This is a genomic window from Paracoccus saliphilus (assembly GCF_028553805.1).
Taxonomy (GTDB): Bacteria; Pseudomonadota; Alphaproteobacteria; order Rhodobacterales; family Rhodobacteraceae; genus Paracoccus; species Paracoccus saliphilus.
In genome coordinates this window covers 4,160,001-4,175,107 of record NZ_CP067140.1, presented here as the reverse complement: position 1 = coordinate 4,175,107, position 15,107 = coordinate 4,160,001, and the positions used below count along the sequence as shown (strand labels likewise).

Genomic DNA, 15,107 nt, shown 5'->3' with positions numbered 1-15,107 from the left:
CATGGATAGCGTAACCGTTTCCGTGGTGGCCCTGCTGCTGAGCCTTCTTGTCTTCCTTGGTTCCGGTGTCTGGATCGCGCTCTCGCTGCTGGCCGTATCGCTGGTGATGTTCTTCTTCTTCACGCCGGTCGAGGCGGGGCCGATCCTTGCCTCGACCATGTGGGACGCAAGCTGGAACTGGGCGCTGACCGCGCTTCCGCTGTTCATCTGGATGGGCGAGATCCTGATGCGCTCGGGCCTGTCGGCCAACCTGTTTCGTGGGCTGTCGCCCTGGGTCGGCAGGCTTCCCGGAGGCTTGCTGCATGTCAATGTGGTCGGCTGCGGGGTCATGGCCGCCGTTTCGGGCTCGTCGGCCGTCACCTGCGCCACGGTCGGGCGGATGACCGTGCCAGAGTTGCGCAAGCGCAATTACGATCCGCGCATGATGGTCGGCTCGCTGGCGGGGGCGGGAACTTTCGGTCTGTTGATCCCGCCATCGATCATCATGATCGTCTATGGCGTGGTTGCGCAGCAATCCGTGGCCCGCCTGTTCGTGGCCGGGATCGTACCGGGGCTGGTGCTGGTCCTGCTGTTCTCGGGCTATATAGCCCTGTGGTCGATCCTGAATCCCGGGCGGCGCGGCGAAATCCCTGAGCGCGTTCCCTTCATGCAGAAGCTGAGGGCGTCCAAGGATCTCTTGCCAGTGGTGCTGCTGATCGTGGCGATCATCGGCTCGATCTATCAGGGGTTGGCCACGCCGACCGAAGCCGCCTCCATCGGTATCCTGGGTGCCTTTCTGTTGTCCTTCCTGAATGGCACGATGAGCCGTCACATGTTCATGGACAGCCTTCTGGCGGCTACCCGCATCTCCTGCATGATCTCTTTCATCATCGCCTGCGCTGCCTGCCTGTCCATCGCCGTCGGGTTCGCGGATATTCCCCGGATGGTGGCGACATGGGTCGAGAGCCTGAAACTGTCGCCAATGATGCTGATCGCGGTGTTGACGCTGTTCTTTTTGATCCTCGGCTGTTTCCTTGAGGGGATCTCGATCCTGGTTCTGTCCAGTTCTGTCGTGCTGCCGATGGTGGATGCAGCAGGGATCGACCTGATCTGGTTCGGGATTTTCGCGGTGATCGTGATCGAATGCGCGCAGATCACCCCGCCGGTCGGGTTCAACCTGATCGTGTTGAAATCGATGACTGGCAGGGGGATCGGCGAGGTTGCCCGGGATACGCTTCCCTTTCTGCTTATCCTGCTTGCCGCGATTGCCCTGTTTACGCTGTTTCCGGGGTTGGTGACCTTCCTGCCCAATCTGATGTATCGGTAGATTGACCGTTGCGCGGGTTTTGCGTTCCGCGATGGCCGGGGGGCCGCCTGCCCCCCGGCACCCCCCCCGGGGATATTTGCATGAAGAAGAAGGGGGGAAACGCTTGCGCGACGGATTCTCTCGCTGTTAATTTTTCGCGTTCCAGTTGGTGACAATGACCTTGGCGATCTTGGCGATCTCGGCATTTCGGGCCTCGATGGAGGCCGAGGTCTCCGTCATGTAGATGGCGACGATCCGCTCGGGCCTGTCTTCTGGACCCAGCACTCCGACGATAGCCCTTGCGCCGCGTGCCCCCGCGCCGCTCTTGTCAGCGATATACCAGCCGTGGGGGAGCGAGACACGGATCAGATCGTCCGCTACAAGATTGTTCTCCATCCAGGTGATCAGGATCTTGCGGGCCGCCTCTGACAGCGCGTCGCCGAACAATAACCGATGCAGGGTCGAGACCATCGCCCGCGGCGTGGTTGTGTCGCGCGGATCGCCGGGCAATGCCTCGTTCAGCCCGGTTTCCCAACGGTCCAGCCGGCTGACCTGATCCCCGGTCGCCCTCAGGAATGTCGTCAGTCCTTCAGGTCCGCCAATCGTCTCCAGCAAGAGATTCGCCGCGGTATTGTCGCTCATCGTGATAGCGGCGTCACAGAGGGCGGACAGGGTCATTCCCTCGCCGACATGCTGCTCGGTCACCGGAGAATATTCGACCAGATCCCCGCTGGCATAGCCTATGCGCCGATCCAGTTCTTCTTCCCCGGCATCGACGCGGGCCAGCACCGCGGCGCAAAGCGGCACCTTGAATGTGCTGAGCATCGGGAAACGCTCGTCAGAACGATAGCCGGTGGCTTTACCCGATGTCAGGTCCACCATGTGATAGCCGACACGGGCCTGCAGTTTCTGTTCCGCCTCGATGACGCGATCGGTGACGGGGTCTTGCGCCTGCGCGGGTTGTAGCCAGAGCAGACCGGCAAGGGCCGCCATCGCAATGCGAATGCAGTTCGTGTTCATCCTATCGCCTTCTGTGCAGAGATTGTCTCAGTGGTTAACCGCCCGATTGCCGATTGCGGCAACGTGCAGGCGGCCGCTGCGCTCAGGCCAATGCACGCGCATTCATAACTCGATTTCATGCCTTTTCCTGTCTTTGAAGGATTCGCGGGCCAATGCTCCGCTAAAAAATGCATAACCTTAGGGTGGGGCAACGAACAAACGACGATACTTCACTTTCGGGATTAGAAAATCTAATACATGGCGATGGATCGTCCACAACTCCCCCTGAACGCACTTCGCGCCTTCGAGGCCGCGGCGCGGCATCTGAACCTGACCCGCGCGGCAATCGAGCTATGCGTGACGCAGGCCGCGCTCAGCCACCAGATCCGGGGGTTGGAGGAGCGGTTGGGCGTGACCCTGTTCCGGCGGGTGCCGCGTGGATTGGTGCTCACCGACGAGGGCGCGTCGCTGGTGCCGGTGCTGACGCGGGCTTTCGACGGCATGTCGGATGCGCTCGACATCGCGGTCAGCGGCGCGTTCCACGAAACCGTCAACCTGGGCGTCGTCGGCAGTTTCGCGACCGAATGGCTGATGCCGCGGCTGCCGGATTTCCGTGCCCGTCATCCCTCTGTCGATCTGCGGATTCATACCAATAACAACCGGGTCGATATCGCCGGAGAGGGGCTCGACCTGGCCATCCGCTTTGGCAGCGGAAGCTGGCACGCCACCGAAGCGACCCCCCTCATGCCGGCGCCGATGACCGTGCTGTGCAGCCCGGCTTGGGCGGCGCGGCTGGCATCGACCGATGAACTGGCGCGCGCCCCGTTGCTGCGTTCCTATCGTGCCGCGGAATGGGAGCACTGGTTCTCCGCGCAAGGGATGACATGCCCTCCGCTGCGCGGGCCGGTATTCGACAATTCGCTGGCCATTGCGGAAATGGCCGCACGCGGACACGGGGTCGGGCTGCTTCCGCTGGTATTGTTCCGGGACTGGGTGGCGATGGGCCGTCTTGCCCAGCCATTCGCCGAACAGGTGAATGCCGGGAGCTATTGGCTGACCCGGCTGCATTCGAATCCCGAAACGGCGGGACAGCGTGCCTTCCGCGACTGGCTTGTGGAGACGGCGCGGTAAGGCCCTGTTACTGACCGGCGATCAGGCGCTGCAATGCTGCGATCTCTGCCGCGCCTTCGCTCAGCAGGACGGCTTCCAGCTTTCTGAAACGGACCAGGACTTCCTGCCCTGTATCGGTCAGCCGCGCCCCGCCGCCGCCCGGTCCCCCTCGGCTGCTCTCGACCACCGGGCGCGCGAAGGCGGCATTCATTTCCTCGATCAGCGACCACGCGCGTTTATAGCTCATCCCCATCTCGCGCCCCGCGGCAGAGATCGACCCCAGGTCGTCGATCAGTTCCAGCAGCCGGGCCTTGCCGGGACCAAGTGTCAGCGGCGCGCCGAATTCCAGGCGCAGTTTCAGGCGGGTGGGAGGGGTTTCGCTCATCCTGTCTTTATTGCGGCGATTGCCCTTGCCGCGCAAGTGCCGCAACGGCACAGCCAGCCTGCCATGGATTATCATTGCCATGTGGGTGCCAGCTCTTAAGATCGCCGCAAATGATCTGTGAGGAGGAAACCATGTCCGCAAATGAAATCGTGATCCTGTCCGGCGCGCGTAGCGCCATCGGCACTTTCGGCGGTAGCCTGGCGGCCATTCCGCCAATCGATCTCGCGGCGCATGTGACCCGCGCCGCATTGGAAAGGGGCGGCGTATCGCCCGATCAGGTCGGCCATGTCGTTTTCGGCCATGTGCTGAATACAGAACCGCGCGACATGTATCTCAGCCGCGTGGCCATGCTGGATGCCGGGATTCCGCATACGGTTCCGGCAATGAATGTGAACCGCCTATGCGGATCCGGCGCGCAGGCCGTGGTTTCGGCGACGCAGGTGTTGACGCTCGGCGATGCCGATTTCGCCGTGGCAGGCGGTGCCGAGAGCATGAGCCGGGCACCCTATGCCCTGACCTCGGCCCGCTTCGGTGCCAAGATGGGCGATCAGAAAATGCTGGACATGATGACCGGCGCGCTGACCTGTCCGATGGGCACCGGCCATATGGGCGTAACCGCCGAGAATGTCGCGGCCGAGCATGACATCAGCCGCGCCGAGCAGGACGAATTCGCAATGGAATCGCAGCGCCGTGCGGCGGCGGCCATCGCGGCGGGCCATTTCAAGGACCAGATCGCACCGTTTGAGATCAAGACCCGCAAGGGTGTGGTCGCGTTCGACACCGACGAGCACCCCAAGGAGACCAGCCTCGACAAGCTTGCGGGACTGAAAGCGGTGTTCCAGAAGGACGGCTCGGTCACGGCGGGCAATGCCAGCGGTATCAATGACGGCGCGGCGGCGCTGGTCCTGGCGCGAGCCGATGCTGCGGAAAAGGCGGGACTGACTCCGCGCGCCCGAATCCTGGGCTATGCTGTGGCCGGGGTGCGCCCCGAGGTGATGGGCATCGGCCCGGTGCCTGCGGTCGAGGCGCTGATGCAGCGCACCGGGCTGAAGGCGGACGAGTTCGACGTGATCGAATCGAACGAGGCATTCGCCGCGCAGGCCCTTGCGGTGAACAAGGGGCTGGGACTCGATCCGGTCCGCGTGAATCCGAATGGTGGCGCCATCGCCCTGGGTCATCCGGTCGGCGCGACCGGTGCGATCCTGACTGTAAAGGCAGTCTACGAGCTGGAGCGGATCGGCGGGAAAAAGGCGCTGATCACCATGTGCATCGGCGGGGGGCAGGGCATCGCCATCGCGATAGAGCGGGTCTGAATCCGGCTTTACAGCGCAAACCGGGCTTGATGCGTCGAGCTTGTTGATGCGTCCCGCGATGGCCGGGGCTCTGCCCCGGACCCCGGGATATTTGCGTGAAGAAGAAGTGGCGACCCGGTCAGTATGTTTTTCGTACTGGCCTTGATGCCGCAATGCCGGATTTATCGTGCGCAGGTCTGCCGCTTGGCGCGAATGCCTCAAAATCACTGGGCAGCGCACGCTGCCTGTGTACGCTCTGTGTACAGGCTGTGTACGTTTGGTGTACGGGAAGATCAGGCAAAAAACCAGCAAATGCTGACCAATCTGCGCCCTGTGTTGCGCGCGGATCCGTTAGCAACGCGCGCCGCCGTTGCGCAACAGTTGGATGGTTGGTTCAGGGCGCCGACAATCGGCTGGAATCGGCGATATGTCTGGGCTGGAAATGCGCTGAAAATGGAAACGGGCCGCCCAGATCAGACGGCCCGCGAGTTCCACGGAGATGGTCCGGTTAGGGTTGGAAAACCGTCCGGGCCCAATCAGGGTTTACGACCTTCGGGACTGCCTTCAGGCCACGGCCCCCCTGACTGTTCCGACACCTCTCTCCAATATCACTCTCGACACTGGACCACCTCCTTTCAATAAGTTGCCGTTGTATTTGAAAGGGTGCCACAGATCGAAAATCTGTCAATCAATTTTCTTGGGGTAGATGCAACAAATTGCGTACAATGATACGGAAAGGCACTAGGGCAAGTAGGGCGAGGCACAATTTGACCAGCCAATCGGCAGCAGCCAGAGAGACCCAAAGCGGGATCGCAGGGCCGTATCCCAGCATCGGCACCGCTTCGTTCGCCCACCCGGTATTGGCGTCGGCGGGCAGGAAAGCCGCGAAGGCGATGCCGAAGAACAGGGCGGTATCGACCGCCGATCCGACCAGGGTCGAGGCCAGCGGCGCGACCCACCACCGGCGGTCACGCAGATTGTCGAAGATCACGACGTCCAAAAGCTGCGCGGTCAGGAAGGCCGCGCCCGAGCCGATGGCGATGCGCAGCGTGGTCTTGTCGAACCCGGCAGCGATGAGGGAGCAGGCGACTCCCACCGCGAAGCCCGCCAGCACGACGCGCCGCGCCGCTGCCGCGCCATAGACACGGTTCATCACATCGGTGACCAGAAAGGCAAGCGGGTATGTAAACGCGCCCCATGTCAGCCAGTCGCCGATGACGAATTGCACGAGGATGTTCGAGGCCACGACGATGGCGGCCATGGCAAGGATGCCGGGCAGGTAGCGGGTCATGCTGAATTTCCGTTTTACAAGGTGGCGGAACAACTCGGCCCTTTGCAGGGCAGCAAGGCGCATACGCCCGGGATGTGGCAGCTGTCAATGGTCTGTCGTCACTCGCGCAGCCGGTATTCAACCAGTTCCGTTCGTTGCACGAACAGGAAATTATCGTCCGAGATCATGGTTAGCCTAATGCCTTGGCCGTCATGCCAGACTGACAATCCTTCGAGGTTGTCATATTGCAGGGGGCTGGTTTCAAGCAGCAATTGTTCTTCCGCGACGCCGGTTTCGTCGAAGCGGAAGCGACTGACGCGGGACGAAAACCCCAGAAGTCCCTGAAAGCCGCGCTCCAGCAGGTAGAACCAGCCATCCGGCCCGAAATCCGAACCGACCGGCAGCCAGCGTCCATCGCGCCGGAGAGTGAAAGGCTGCTCCCATGTGCCATCGCGAAAGCGCAAGACGGGGTAGGGTTGATCCGGCCCCATAGAGCGTTCGGGGATGGTGAAGAACGCGCCATCCGCCTGGATCGCGAGGGATTCGAAACCCTGATTGGGCCTGAGTTCGGGCAATGCGGGCGGGCGCGGAAGGGGCTGTGCGGGCGCGTCGGGATCGGGATAGGAGACGACCCGGTTCAATCCTTCGAAGCTGACCCAGATTTGACCGTCATCGCCGATTGCCAGCCCTTCGCTGTCGCCCAGGTATCCCTTGGAAAGCGGTTCGTCGCTGCTGGCTTTCAGATGCGCCCGACCGGCAATGTTCATGTGTCGGATACGGCCTGCGTCGTCGCGCTCGATACTTCCCCAGAACAGGTTGGTGCGGTCCGAGACGACATGAAAACGGCTGCCGCCTTCGGTGATCTCGATTCCGGAAAAGCCGCCAAAGCGTGGATCGTCATCGGTCCAGACATAAGTCCCAATGTAATCCAGCGTTACGGCCGGCGCAGGGGCGCCGGCCGCGATCAGGATTGCCGTAACGGCCGCGATCAGGGTGCGGCGGCGACGGTGCGGCATTGATTGGGCAGTTCGCTCAGCCGATAGCTGCGCGGATGACGGTAATTCGGATCGGGGGGTGTGGGTTTGACGCGGCTCGGGTCGATCCGGTTCTTGATCCATTCCGCAGCTTCGGCGCAGCCATCGCCCGGAGGGGGCGGATCCTGCTCGCGGCAGATCGAGCCCTTGGGGCAGGAGAGCCGGACATGAAAGTGATAGTCATGGCCATTTAACGGGCGAATCTTGCGTAGCCAGCTGCGATTGCCACGCTCCATCTGGCACATCGCGACCTTCACCACGGGATCGGTGAAAATCCGTTCGACCCGGGGATCGCGGGCGGCGGCGCGCATGATCGCCATATGGCCCGGATTCCAGTTGCCGGAGAGCTGGGTGCCGCCTTTCGCCACCACCGAGACCGATGAAATGCTTTCGCGCTGCGCGGGAGTCAGGTTCAGCGAGGAAGGCGGAAGCATCCAGATATCGGCATCGAGCCCGATCTGGTGGCTGGCATGTCCCGATATCATCGGGCCGCCGCGCGGCTGGCTGATATCGCCCACATACAGCCCTTTCCAGCCTGCTTGTTGCGCGGCTTGGGACAGTCCGACCAGGAAACTGATCAGTTCGGGATGGCCCCAGTTCCGATTGCGAGACAGGCGCATCGCCTGCCAGCTTGGACCGCTTTCGGGAAGTTGCTGGAATCCCTGGCCACAGCCCTTGGAATAGAAACCGATAGAGACTGCCGGACCTTGCGAGGCGCCTTTGAAATGGCCGAACACGTCCTTGGCCAGAGGTTCGGCCAACGCGGGCGATACCAGCCCCGCGATCAGGGCCGCTGTGGTTAAAAATTTACGGATCACTGCTTTGCCTCTCCTTCAGGTTTGACCCAGATTAGCAGAACCAACGCGAGAAGAAACATCAAGATCAGGGGAGAAATGCCGATGCGCTGATTTCCGGTAAGATCGGTGACGGTGGCGATCAGGAACGGGGCGAGGAAGGCCGTGGCCTTGCCCGACAAGGCATAGAGACCGAACCCTTCTGTCGCGCGCTCCTCGCTCGTGTGACGCACCATCATGGTGCGGCTGGCTGCCTGAAGTGCTCCACCCGCCCCGCCGATCAGGGCACCGCAGGCGAAAAAGATCACGTCAGGCAGGCGTAGATTCGCGATCAGAGGCGTGTCGGGAACGGGCATGCCGAACAGGGTTTCCCGGTCCATGCCTACCACTGTAACGCAAACACCCATCAGCATCAGCGTGCAGCCGATGATCACGGGTTTCGGGCCCCACCTCCGGTCGGCCTTGCCGCCCAGCCAACTGATGACAGAGGCAGAGATTGCGCTGACGACCCCGAACACACCTGCAAGGACCACCGGCCAACCCAGCACCGTGCCTGCATAGACTCCGCCAAAGCCGTAAAGCGCGTTCAGAGCATCCCGTGACAGCATCGACGAGACCAGCCAGCTTGCGAGGCTGCGTCGGTGGCGCAGACTGCGGATCAGCACCCAGAGATCGCGAAGGGCGTATCCGATGCGGATGGGGCGGCGGGGACCGGGCGGCTCCTTGACCCAGAGGAAGAAGGGGATCATGAAAAGGACATACCAGAGCGCCGTGAACGGGCCGACAAAGCGCGTACCTTCGCGCTGCGCCGGATCGAGACCGAAGAGCGGTTCCAGCCCCGCCAATGTCTTGCCGCTTGGCGTTTCTGCGAACAATGCCAGCATCACGGCCAGCGATACCACACCGCCCAGATAGCCAAAGGCATAGCCCGAACCGGACAGTCTGCCGATCTCGTCTCGCGGGGCGAGGCTGGGGAGCAGTGCATTGGTGAATATGGTGGCGAACTCGACCCCGATCATGCCGATGCCGAACAGGGTGACCGCACGGATCAGTGCGGGTTGCTCGGGCATCAGGTACCACAGGCCGGCCGCGCCCACGACATAGAAGGTCGAGAAGAGCCATATCCATGGCATACGTTTGCCGGATGTATCGGCAATTGCGCCGAGGATGGGTGCCAGAACGGCAATCACCACGCCGGTGATAGAGAGGCCGTAGCCCCACAATGTCTGTGCATGTGCACCAGCCATTGTCGCGCTCTCTCCGAGGGTGATGAAATGGCGCTTGGCGACCTCGGCGAAGTAGATCGAGAAGATAAAGGTCACAAGCAGCGTGTGATATGGCTGGCTGGCCCAATCGAAAAACCACCAACCCCAGATGCGCCTGCGGTTCATATCCCGCCCCTCTTTCTTTTGCGCGCCTATAAGGCCTGAGGCCGGTCAGCCTGACAAGTGCCGTTTCGCCTCTTCGGGGAGTTCAGGCGGCCAGGGCCTGACGGCGTCGGCTTCGATCCACGCCTTGACCCATTCGGGCATTTCGGGGCTATCGGCCTCGTGACCCAGAGCGGCTATCACCTCGGATGGCGGCACGATCCCCCTGGCCGAAGTCACGGCGGAACGGATCAGGACCTGATTGCAGCACTCGCCGCCCTTCCACATGGATTGATCCATGTAGATGAAACGATGATCCCAACCGATCATCCGCGAAATCATTGTGAAGCGGTTGAATACTCGGATGCGGCGGCGGTAACGGGTCGAGTTTCCGGCCACGGTTATGCCCCAGCCCTTCTGCTTCAGGATAGGGATCAATCCGCTGCGCATGGCCAACGGGATGCGGCCCAGATCATACAATGTCAGAGTGCGGCCGTTGTTCAGCTCGATCCAGGGGTCGAGGTCCCAGGGCCAGCAGATATGAGTTGAAATATGCGGATCGACCGGCCCAAGGGCAGGCGCGTTACGATATTTCAACATTTCCTTGGCAAAGCGGATCAACGGATACATCGGCCACCCCATGTCTGGTTCGGAACAGGGGTGACCTTTGCCCGCATTATCGTCAAGCCGGACGCTGCGGCAACCGGCTTGCACGCAGACGCCTGCAAGGTCATACAGGGCGCAATCGCTACGAAGAGGGGAAGATGGGAACGCTATACGAAGCCTTGCAACTGATCCTGCAAGTGGTGTGGTTCGTGATGATCGTCCATATCATCATGTCGTGGCTTATCAATTTCCAGGTCCTGAACCTGCGCCAGCCCCTGGTCGCGTCGATCTGGGACGGGCTGTCCCGATTGCTGGAGCCGATCTATCGCCCGATCCGCAATATCCTCCCGAACACCGGCGGGTTGGATCTCGCGCCTCTGGTCCTGTTCGTGATCATCATCATCCTTCAGCGCGCATTGGCCAATAACGCGGGCTTCTTCTACGGAATGTGATGCCGACAGATCTTCTGCGACAGGTTTGGGGCTTTGGCGGCTTCCGTCCCGGCCAGCGCGAGATCGTCGAGGCCGTGGCTGGAGGTCAGGAAGTGCTGGCGATCATGCCGACGGGGGGCGGCAAATCGCTGTGCTACCAGTTGCCTGCCCTGATGCGGGATGGCGTGACCGTTGTGATTTCGCCGCTGATCGCCCTGATGCGCGATCAGGTCCGGGCACTCAGCGAGGCGGGGGTCGCGGCGGGTGCCCTGACCAGCGGCAATACACAGGAAGAAACCGACGCGGTGTTTCAGGCCCTGGGGCAGGGCGATCTGAGAATCCTCTATATGGCGCCGGAACGTCTGGCCTCGGGCGGCACGATGAACCTTCTGCGCCGGGCGGGCGTGACGGCAATTGCCGTGGACGAGGCGCATTGCGTCAGCCAATGGGGTCATGATTTCCGCCCCGATTATTTGCGCATCGGGGAATTGAAGCGGGTGCTGAATGTGCCGCTGGCTGCCTTTACCGCCACGGCCGATGCCGAGACGCGGGCCGAAATCGTAAGCCGCCTGTTCGATGGTCAACAACCGACAACCTTCCTGCGCGGTTTCGACCGTCCCAATATCCGGCTGGCCTTTCAACCCAAGGACAGCCCGCGCAAGCAGGTCCTGAGTTTCGTCGGGGCTCGGCGGGGGCAATCCGGCATCGTCTATTGTGCCAGCCGCGCCCGAACCGAGACTCTGGCCACTGCCCTGAACGAGGCCGGTCATAGTGCCGTTGCCTATCATGGCGGCATGGAGGCCGGACCCCGTCGCGAGGTCGAAGGCAGGTTCCAGCGAGAAGACGGGCTGATCGTTGTGGCGACGGTGGCTTTCGGCATGGGGATCGACAAGCCGGATATCCGTTGGGTGCTGCATGCGGATCTGCCGAAAAGCATCGAGGCCTATTACCAGGAAATCGGAAGGGCGGGCCGCGATGGCGATCCGGCCGATACCTTGACGCTCTATGGACCCGACGATATCCGCTTGCGCCGCATGCAGGTGGATGAGGGGCTGGCCGAATCCGCTCGCAAGACTGCCGATCACACCCGGCTGAACGCGCTTCTGGGCTTGGCCGAGGCGACCAGTTGTCGCCGCAAGCGTCTGCTGGCCTATTTCGGCGAGGAATTGGCCGAGGATTGCGGTAATTGCGATTTGTGCGAGACACCGCCCAAGCTGTTCGACGGGACGCAATCGGTGCGTAAAGCCCTATCGGCGATGCTTCGGACCGGCGAATGGTTCGGCGCGGGGCACCTGATCGATATCCTGACCGGGAATGCGACCGAAAAGGTCCGGGGGCGGGGTCATGAACAGTTGCCGACTTTTGGTGTCGGGCGCGATCACAGCCGCGGGCAATGGCAGGCGATTTTTCGGCAGATGATGGGGCTGGACCTGTGCCGTCCCGATCCCGAACGCCACGGCGCGTTGCATCTGACCGACGCTGCCCATCCGATCCTGCGTGGCGAGGAAAGCGTCACCCTTCGCCATGATACCACATTGCGGGCCAAGAGCAGCACGGTCCTGCGCACGCAGGTGGCGGAGGAGGATGAACCCTTGCTATCCGCGCTCAAGGCCAAGCGGCGGGCGCTGGCCGAGGCTGCCCGCGTTCCCGCCTATGTCATCTTTCCCGACCGCACCTTGATCGAGATGGCCGAACGGCGCCCCCAGAACCTGGACGAGATGGCGCAGGTGAACGGGGTCGGGGCGAAGAAGCTTGAAAGTCATGGCCGCGAGTTCCTGGCGGTGATCGCTGGAGAGCAGCCCGAGATGCATCCTCATCGCCGCGCATTGGCTGGGCGTCCCGCCGGAGAGCTGTTCGACCGCCTGATAGACGCGCAGAACCGCCTGATGCGTGGAGAGGATGGTACCGGAAAACCCCTGTCATGCTCTACCACTCAGATTCGCCGCATCGCCGAGGCGCGGCCTGCGGATTCGGCGGCACTTTCTCGACACCTGGATTCCGCCCGGATGGAGCGTTTCGGCGCGGCGTTCCTGGGCGAGATTTCCGGCAACTGAGGCTATTGCGGGAATATCGCCGTTATGGCTTCGGTAAGCGTCATATCATGATCGAACCGCCCCTCGCGCAGGAAGGTCAGGGTCTGGGCGATTACCACCGGGTTATTCATTATGAATGTATGGGTGGCATGCACCACGAGGTGATCGGTCATGCCGTCAAGTCTTGTGCTTTTGACCGAGACCTTGCCGTCGTTCGGACCGTTGAAGCTGGTTGACAGGATCGGGTTCACAGTCCGGTCGCCGGCGATGATCCCAAGCTCGAAATCGGCTTTGGGCAATCTGTTCGGCATACTGTCCGCATCGGTGCCAAGCTGCATTCCCGCAGGACCGTTCAGGTATTCATAGATCGCGAGGTCGCCGTAATCATCGGTGACTTCCGATCCATGATTGGGTGGGGCCAGCATGACCGTCCTGCCCAGTTCCTTGGGGTGACGATCACGCAGCCAGCCTCGCACCAGTATGCCGCCCATGGAGTGGGTGACGAAATGGAACCGTTCGCCGTCACATTCGGCAACCGCATTGCCGACATATGCCAGCAGCGGCTCGATCGGCAGATCGGTCGAGGGGTAGTCGTTACTGACGACGTGATATCCTTCGCGTTCGAGCACATGCTCCATCACTGCCAATGATACGTCGGTTCGGGCAAGTCCGTGCAATAACACGACGCATTCTCCGGCAAGAGCCGATGTTGGAAGCAACAGGAAGAGCAATCCGACAAGATGTCTGAACATATGTGACGGTCCGGTTGCCGGGCCTATTCCAGCATCAGCGCATCGGCCATGATTCCGTCCAGCAATTCCTGCACGGGCGCCATCGATCCGCCATAGTGGGGATGACCGACCGTGATCCTGCCCGGTGCATCCGGTGTTTCGAACAGGAAGATCGAATAGGGACAGAACTGGATATTCATCGGATCGATCTCCATTACCTCGCGCGAGATTTTGGCCGAGCAGAATGTGAAGATTTCCGCATGGGTATAGATATCCCTTTTGCCGCCGACATCCTCTTTCGTCCGGGCCAGCATCTCTCCCGCATGGCTGCGTGTTTCGATAACCAACCCTGCATTTATGATCGCGTTCTCGACCCCGAAGGCGATATCGTCGAAATCGCCTTCGACTTCGTGGATTACCGGCGGGCTCACCGGAATGTCATCGGCGCTGGCTGTAACGCCCAGCCCCGCCCATACGAACAGTAAAGCGATTGTGATGCGCATATCGGCCTCCATCAGCGTGACTATGCGATGATGGGTCAGCAAGCCCGGCCGAGCAAGACATATCGGAGAGAGAATATGAAACTTAACTGGTCCGACGTTACCCCCAAGGCCGATTGGCTGAACCGGCGTAGCTTCATTGCCGCAGGGGCCGCGTTCGCCGCATCGCCTGCTGCCGCGCTGACAGGGAAGGCTTCGCCACTATCCACGGATGAAAAGCCGAACAGTTTTGAAGAAATTACCAATTACAACAATTTCTACGAGTTCGGCACCGGGAAGGAGGATCCGGCCCGTTACGCAGATGCGATGACTATAGATCCATGGTCGATTGAAATCGGCGGAATGGTCGAGCGGCCCGGCAGTTATGGTGTCGAGGATCTCGCCCCCGACAATGCGTTGGAAGAACGGATCTACCGGCTGCGCTGCGTCGAGGCGTGGTCGATGGTGATTCCCTGGATCGGCGTGCCATTGTCCTCGGTGCTGAACAAGGCGGGCGTGCAGCCCTCGGCCAGGTTCGTATCCTTCGAGACCCTGATGCGTCCCGAAGAGATGCGCGGGCAGAGCTACCCGATTCTCAAATGGCCCTATCGCGAAGGGCTACGCATGGATGAGGCGATGCATCCGCTGACGATTCTGGCGACGGGTCTCTATTCCGATCCGATGCCCAAGCAGAATGGTGCGCCGATTCGTCTGGTCGTGCCGTGGAAATACGGGTTCAAGTCGATCAAATCGATCGTGAGGATCACCCTGACCGACAAGCAGCCATTCGCGACCTGGCAGGATACGGCCCCGTCGGAATATGGTTTCTACGCCAATGTGAATCCCGAGGTGGATCACCCCCGCTGGTCGCAGGCGACTGAACGCAGGATTGGCTCTGGCCTTTTTGGCGGGCGGCAGGAAACGCTGAAATTCAACGGCTATGGTGAGCAGGTGGCCTCGCTCTATGCCGGAATGGATCTGACGAAGAATTACTGATGAAACGACAATTGAACGATACGCTGCGCCGCTTGCCGGTCTGGGCGGTGTGGATGGGCGGGCTGATTCCCCTGTGCCTGTTGGTCTGGGATATTTTCACCGGGGGGCTTGGGGTCGAGCCGGTCCGCGATGTCGAACATCGGTTGGGCCGCACCGCGCTATATTTCCTTATCGCGAGCCTGGCGGTGACACCCTTAGTGCGAATCGCGGGGATCAGCCTGATGAAATTCCGGCGGGCACTTGGTCTGCTGTGCTTCACCTATGCAGGGCTGCATCTTCTCAGCTGGGTGACGAT

At 61.4% G+C, this 15,107-nt stretch carries 16 protein-coding genes (1 of these 16 only partly in view); 7 read left to right on the top strand and 9 right to left on the bottom strand.

The window, feature by feature from the left end:
- Position 1 precedes the first annotated feature (1 nt).
- Entirely contained in the window at positions 2-1,306 is a 1,305-nt protein-coding gene (locus tag JHX88_RS20040) for a TRAP transporter large permease (protein ID WP_076527985.1), read from the top strand.
- A 126-nt stretch (positions 1,307-1,432) separates the two neighbouring features.
- Here JHX88_RS20040 and bla read toward each other — a convergent pair whose 3' ends face one another.
- Positions 1,433-2,305, bottom strand: coding sequence for a class A beta-lactamase (bla, locus tag JHX88_RS20035; RefSeq protein ID WP_076527983.1), 873 nt, complete (start codon positions 2,303-2,305; stop codon positions 1,433-1,435).
- Between the two features lie 237 nt (positions 2,306-2,542).
- Between bla and JHX88_RS20030 the strand changes: the two genes are divergently transcribed.
- Entirely contained in the window at positions 2,543-3,415 is an 873-nt protein-coding gene (locus tag JHX88_RS20030) for a LysR family transcriptional regulator (protein WP_272848124.1), read from the top strand.
- A gap of 7 nt (positions 3,416-3,422) precedes the next feature.
- Here the strand turns inward: JHX88_RS20030 and JHX88_RS20025 are convergent, their stop codons facing one another.
- On the bottom strand, positions 3,423-3,779 hold the full coding sequence (locus tag JHX88_RS20025) for a winged helix-turn-helix domain-containing protein (RefSeq protein WP_076528063.1): 357 nt from the start codon (positions 3,777-3,779) through the stop codon (positions 3,423-3,425).
- Positions 3,780-3,910: 131 nt separating this feature from the next.
- On the opposite strand from JHX88_RS20025, the gene JHX88_RS20020 reads away from it, so the two are divergent.
- On the top strand, positions 3,911-5,092 hold the full coding sequence (locus JHX88_RS20020) for an acetyl-CoA C-acyltransferase family protein (RefSeq protein ID WP_076527981.1): 1,182 nt from the start codon (positions 3,911-3,913) through the stop codon (positions 5,090-5,092).
- A gap of 667 nt (positions 5,093-5,759) precedes the next feature.
- Here the strand turns inward: JHX88_RS20020 and JHX88_RS20015 are convergent.
- From JHX88_RS20015 to JHX88_RS19995, 5 genes are all read right to left on the bottom strand, one after another.
- Positions 5,760-6,362 (bottom strand): queuosine precursor transporter, encoded by a 603-nt coding sequence (locus JHX88_RS20015; RefSeq protein ID WP_076527980.1) that lies wholly within the window; start codon positions 6,360-6,362, stop codon positions 5,760-5,762.
- A gap of 98 nt (positions 6,363-6,460) precedes the next feature.
- Positions 6,461-7,357, bottom strand: a complete 897-nt coding sequence (locus tag JHX88_RS20010; RefSeq protein ID WP_076527978.1) for an esterase-like activity of phytase family protein — start codon at positions 7,355-7,357, stop codon at positions 6,461-6,463.
- Positions 7,330-8,193: a penicillin-insensitive murein endopeptidase gene (gene mepA / locus JHX88_RS20005; RefSeq protein WP_076527976.1), complete on the bottom strand. Its 864-nt coding sequence runs from the start codon at positions 8,191-8,193 to the stop codon at positions 7,330-7,332. The genes JHX88_RS20010 and mepA overlap by 28 nt, the downstream gene beginning before the upstream one ends.
- Positions 8,190-9,560, bottom strand: coding sequence for an MFS transporter (locus tag JHX88_RS20000; RefSeq protein WP_076527974.1), 1,371 nt, complete (start codon positions 9,558-9,560; stop codon positions 8,190-8,192). Before JHX88_RS20000 ends, mepA begins: the two co-directional genes overlap by 4 nt.
- 45 nt (positions 9,561-9,605) lie before the next feature.
- Entirely contained in the window at positions 9,606-10,166 is a 561-nt protein-coding gene (locus JHX88_RS19995) for an acyl-CoA thioesterase (protein ID WP_076528059.1), read from the bottom strand.
- A gap of 134 nt (positions 10,167-10,300) precedes the next feature.
- Here JHX88_RS19995 and JHX88_RS19990 point away from each other — a divergent pair, with 134 nt between their 5' ends.
- A complete protein-coding gene (locus tag JHX88_RS19990) occupies positions 10,301-10,594 on the top strand; it encodes a YggT family protein (protein WP_076527971.1) in 294 nt (97 codons plus the stop codon).
- Positions 10,594-12,627, top strand: coding sequence for a DNA helicase RecQ (gene recQ / locus JHX88_RS19985; RefSeq protein WP_076527969.1), 2,034 nt, complete (start codon positions 10,594-10,596; stop codon positions 12,625-12,627). The genes JHX88_RS19990 and recQ overlap by 1 nt, the downstream gene beginning before the upstream one ends.
- A gap of 2 nt (positions 12,628-12,629) precedes the next feature.
- On the opposite strand, the gene JHX88_RS19980 is transcribed toward recQ, so the two are convergent.
- Both JHX88_RS19980 and JHX88_RS19975 read right to left on the bottom strand, forming a co-directional pair.
- A complete protein-coding gene (locus JHX88_RS19980) occupies positions 12,630-13,358 on the bottom strand; it encodes an alpha/beta hydrolase (RefSeq protein ID WP_076527967.1) in 729 nt (242 codons plus the stop codon).
- Positions 13,359-13,381: 23 nt separating this feature from the next.
- Positions 13,382-13,840, bottom strand: a complete 459-nt coding sequence (locus JHX88_RS19975) for a DUF302 domain-containing protein (protein WP_076528057.1) — start codon at positions 13,838-13,840, stop codon at positions 13,382-13,384.
- Between the two features lie 75 nt (positions 13,841-13,915).
- Between JHX88_RS19975 and msrP the strand changes: the two genes are divergently transcribed.
- Both msrP and JHX88_RS19965 read left to right on the top strand, forming a co-directional pair.
- Positions 13,916-14,812: a protein-methionine-sulfoxide reductase catalytic subunit MsrP gene (msrP, locus tag JHX88_RS19970; protein ID WP_076527965.1), complete on the top strand. Its 897-nt coding sequence runs from the start codon at positions 13,916-13,918 to the stop codon at positions 14,810-14,812.
- Positions 14,812-15,107, top strand: the 5' portion of a protein-coding gene (locus JHX88_RS19965) for a protein-methionine-sulfoxide reductase heme-binding subunit MsrQ (RefSeq protein ID WP_084203279.1). Its footprint extends 340 nt past the window's final position; only the first 296 of its 636 coding nucleotides appear in the window; the start codon lies at positions 14,812-14,814; the stop codon falls past the right edge of the window. The genes msrP and JHX88_RS19965 overlap by 1 nt, the downstream gene beginning before the upstream one ends.

Coding starts and splice junctions, on each gene's coding strand:
- JHX88_RS20040 (WP_076527985.1), top strand. CDS start 2: ATGGATAGCGTAACCGTTTCCGTGGTGGCCCTGCTGCTGAGCCTTCTT.
- JHX88_RS20025 (WP_076528063.1), bottom strand. CDS start 3,779: ATGAGCGAAACCCCTCCCACCCGCCTGAAACTGCGCCTGGAATTCGGC.
- bla (WP_076527983.1), bottom strand. CDS start 2,305: ATGAACACGAACTGCATTCGCATTGCGATGGCGGCCCTTGCCGGTCTG.
- JHX88_RS20030 (WP_272848124.1), top strand. CDS start 2,543: ATGGCGATGGATCGTCCACAACTCCCCCTGAACGCACTTCGCGCCTTC.
- JHX88_RS19995 (WP_076528059.1), bottom strand. CDS start 10,166: ATGTATCCGTTGATCCGCTTTGCCAAGGAAATGTTGAAATATCGTAAC.
- JHX88_RS19990 (WP_076527971.1), top strand. CDS start 10,301: ATGGGAACGCTATACGAAGCCTTGCAACTGATCCTGCAAGTGGTGTGG.
- recQ (WP_076527969.1), top strand. CDS start 10,594: ATGCCGACAGATCTTCTGCGACAGGTTTGGGGCTTTGGCGGCTTCCGT.
- JHX88_RS19975 (WP_076528057.1), bottom strand. CDS start 13,840: ATGCGCATCACAATCGCTTTACTGTTCGTATGGGCGGGGCTGGGCGTT.
- JHX88_RS20020 (WP_076527981.1), top strand. CDS start 3,911: ATGTCCGCAAATGAAATCGTGATCCTGTCCGGCGCGCGTAGCGCCATC.
- msrP (WP_076527965.1), top strand. CDS start 13,916: ATGAAACTTAACTGGTCCGACGTTACCCCCAAGGCCGATTGGCTGAAC.
- JHX88_RS20015 (WP_076527980.1), bottom strand. CDS start 6,362: ATGACCCGCTACCTGCCCGGCATCCTTGCCATGGCCGCCATCGTCGTG.
- JHX88_RS20010 (WP_076527978.1), bottom strand. CDS start 7,357: ATGCCGCACCGTCGCCGCCGCACCCTGATCGCGGCCGTTACGGCAATC.
- JHX88_RS20000 (WP_076527974.1), bottom strand. CDS start 9,560: ATGAACCGCAGGCGCATCTGGGGTTGGTGGTTTTTCGATTGGGCCAGC.
- JHX88_RS19980 (WP_076527967.1), bottom strand. CDS start 13,358: ATGTTCAGACATCTTGTCGGATTGCTCTTCCTGTTGCTTCCAACATCG.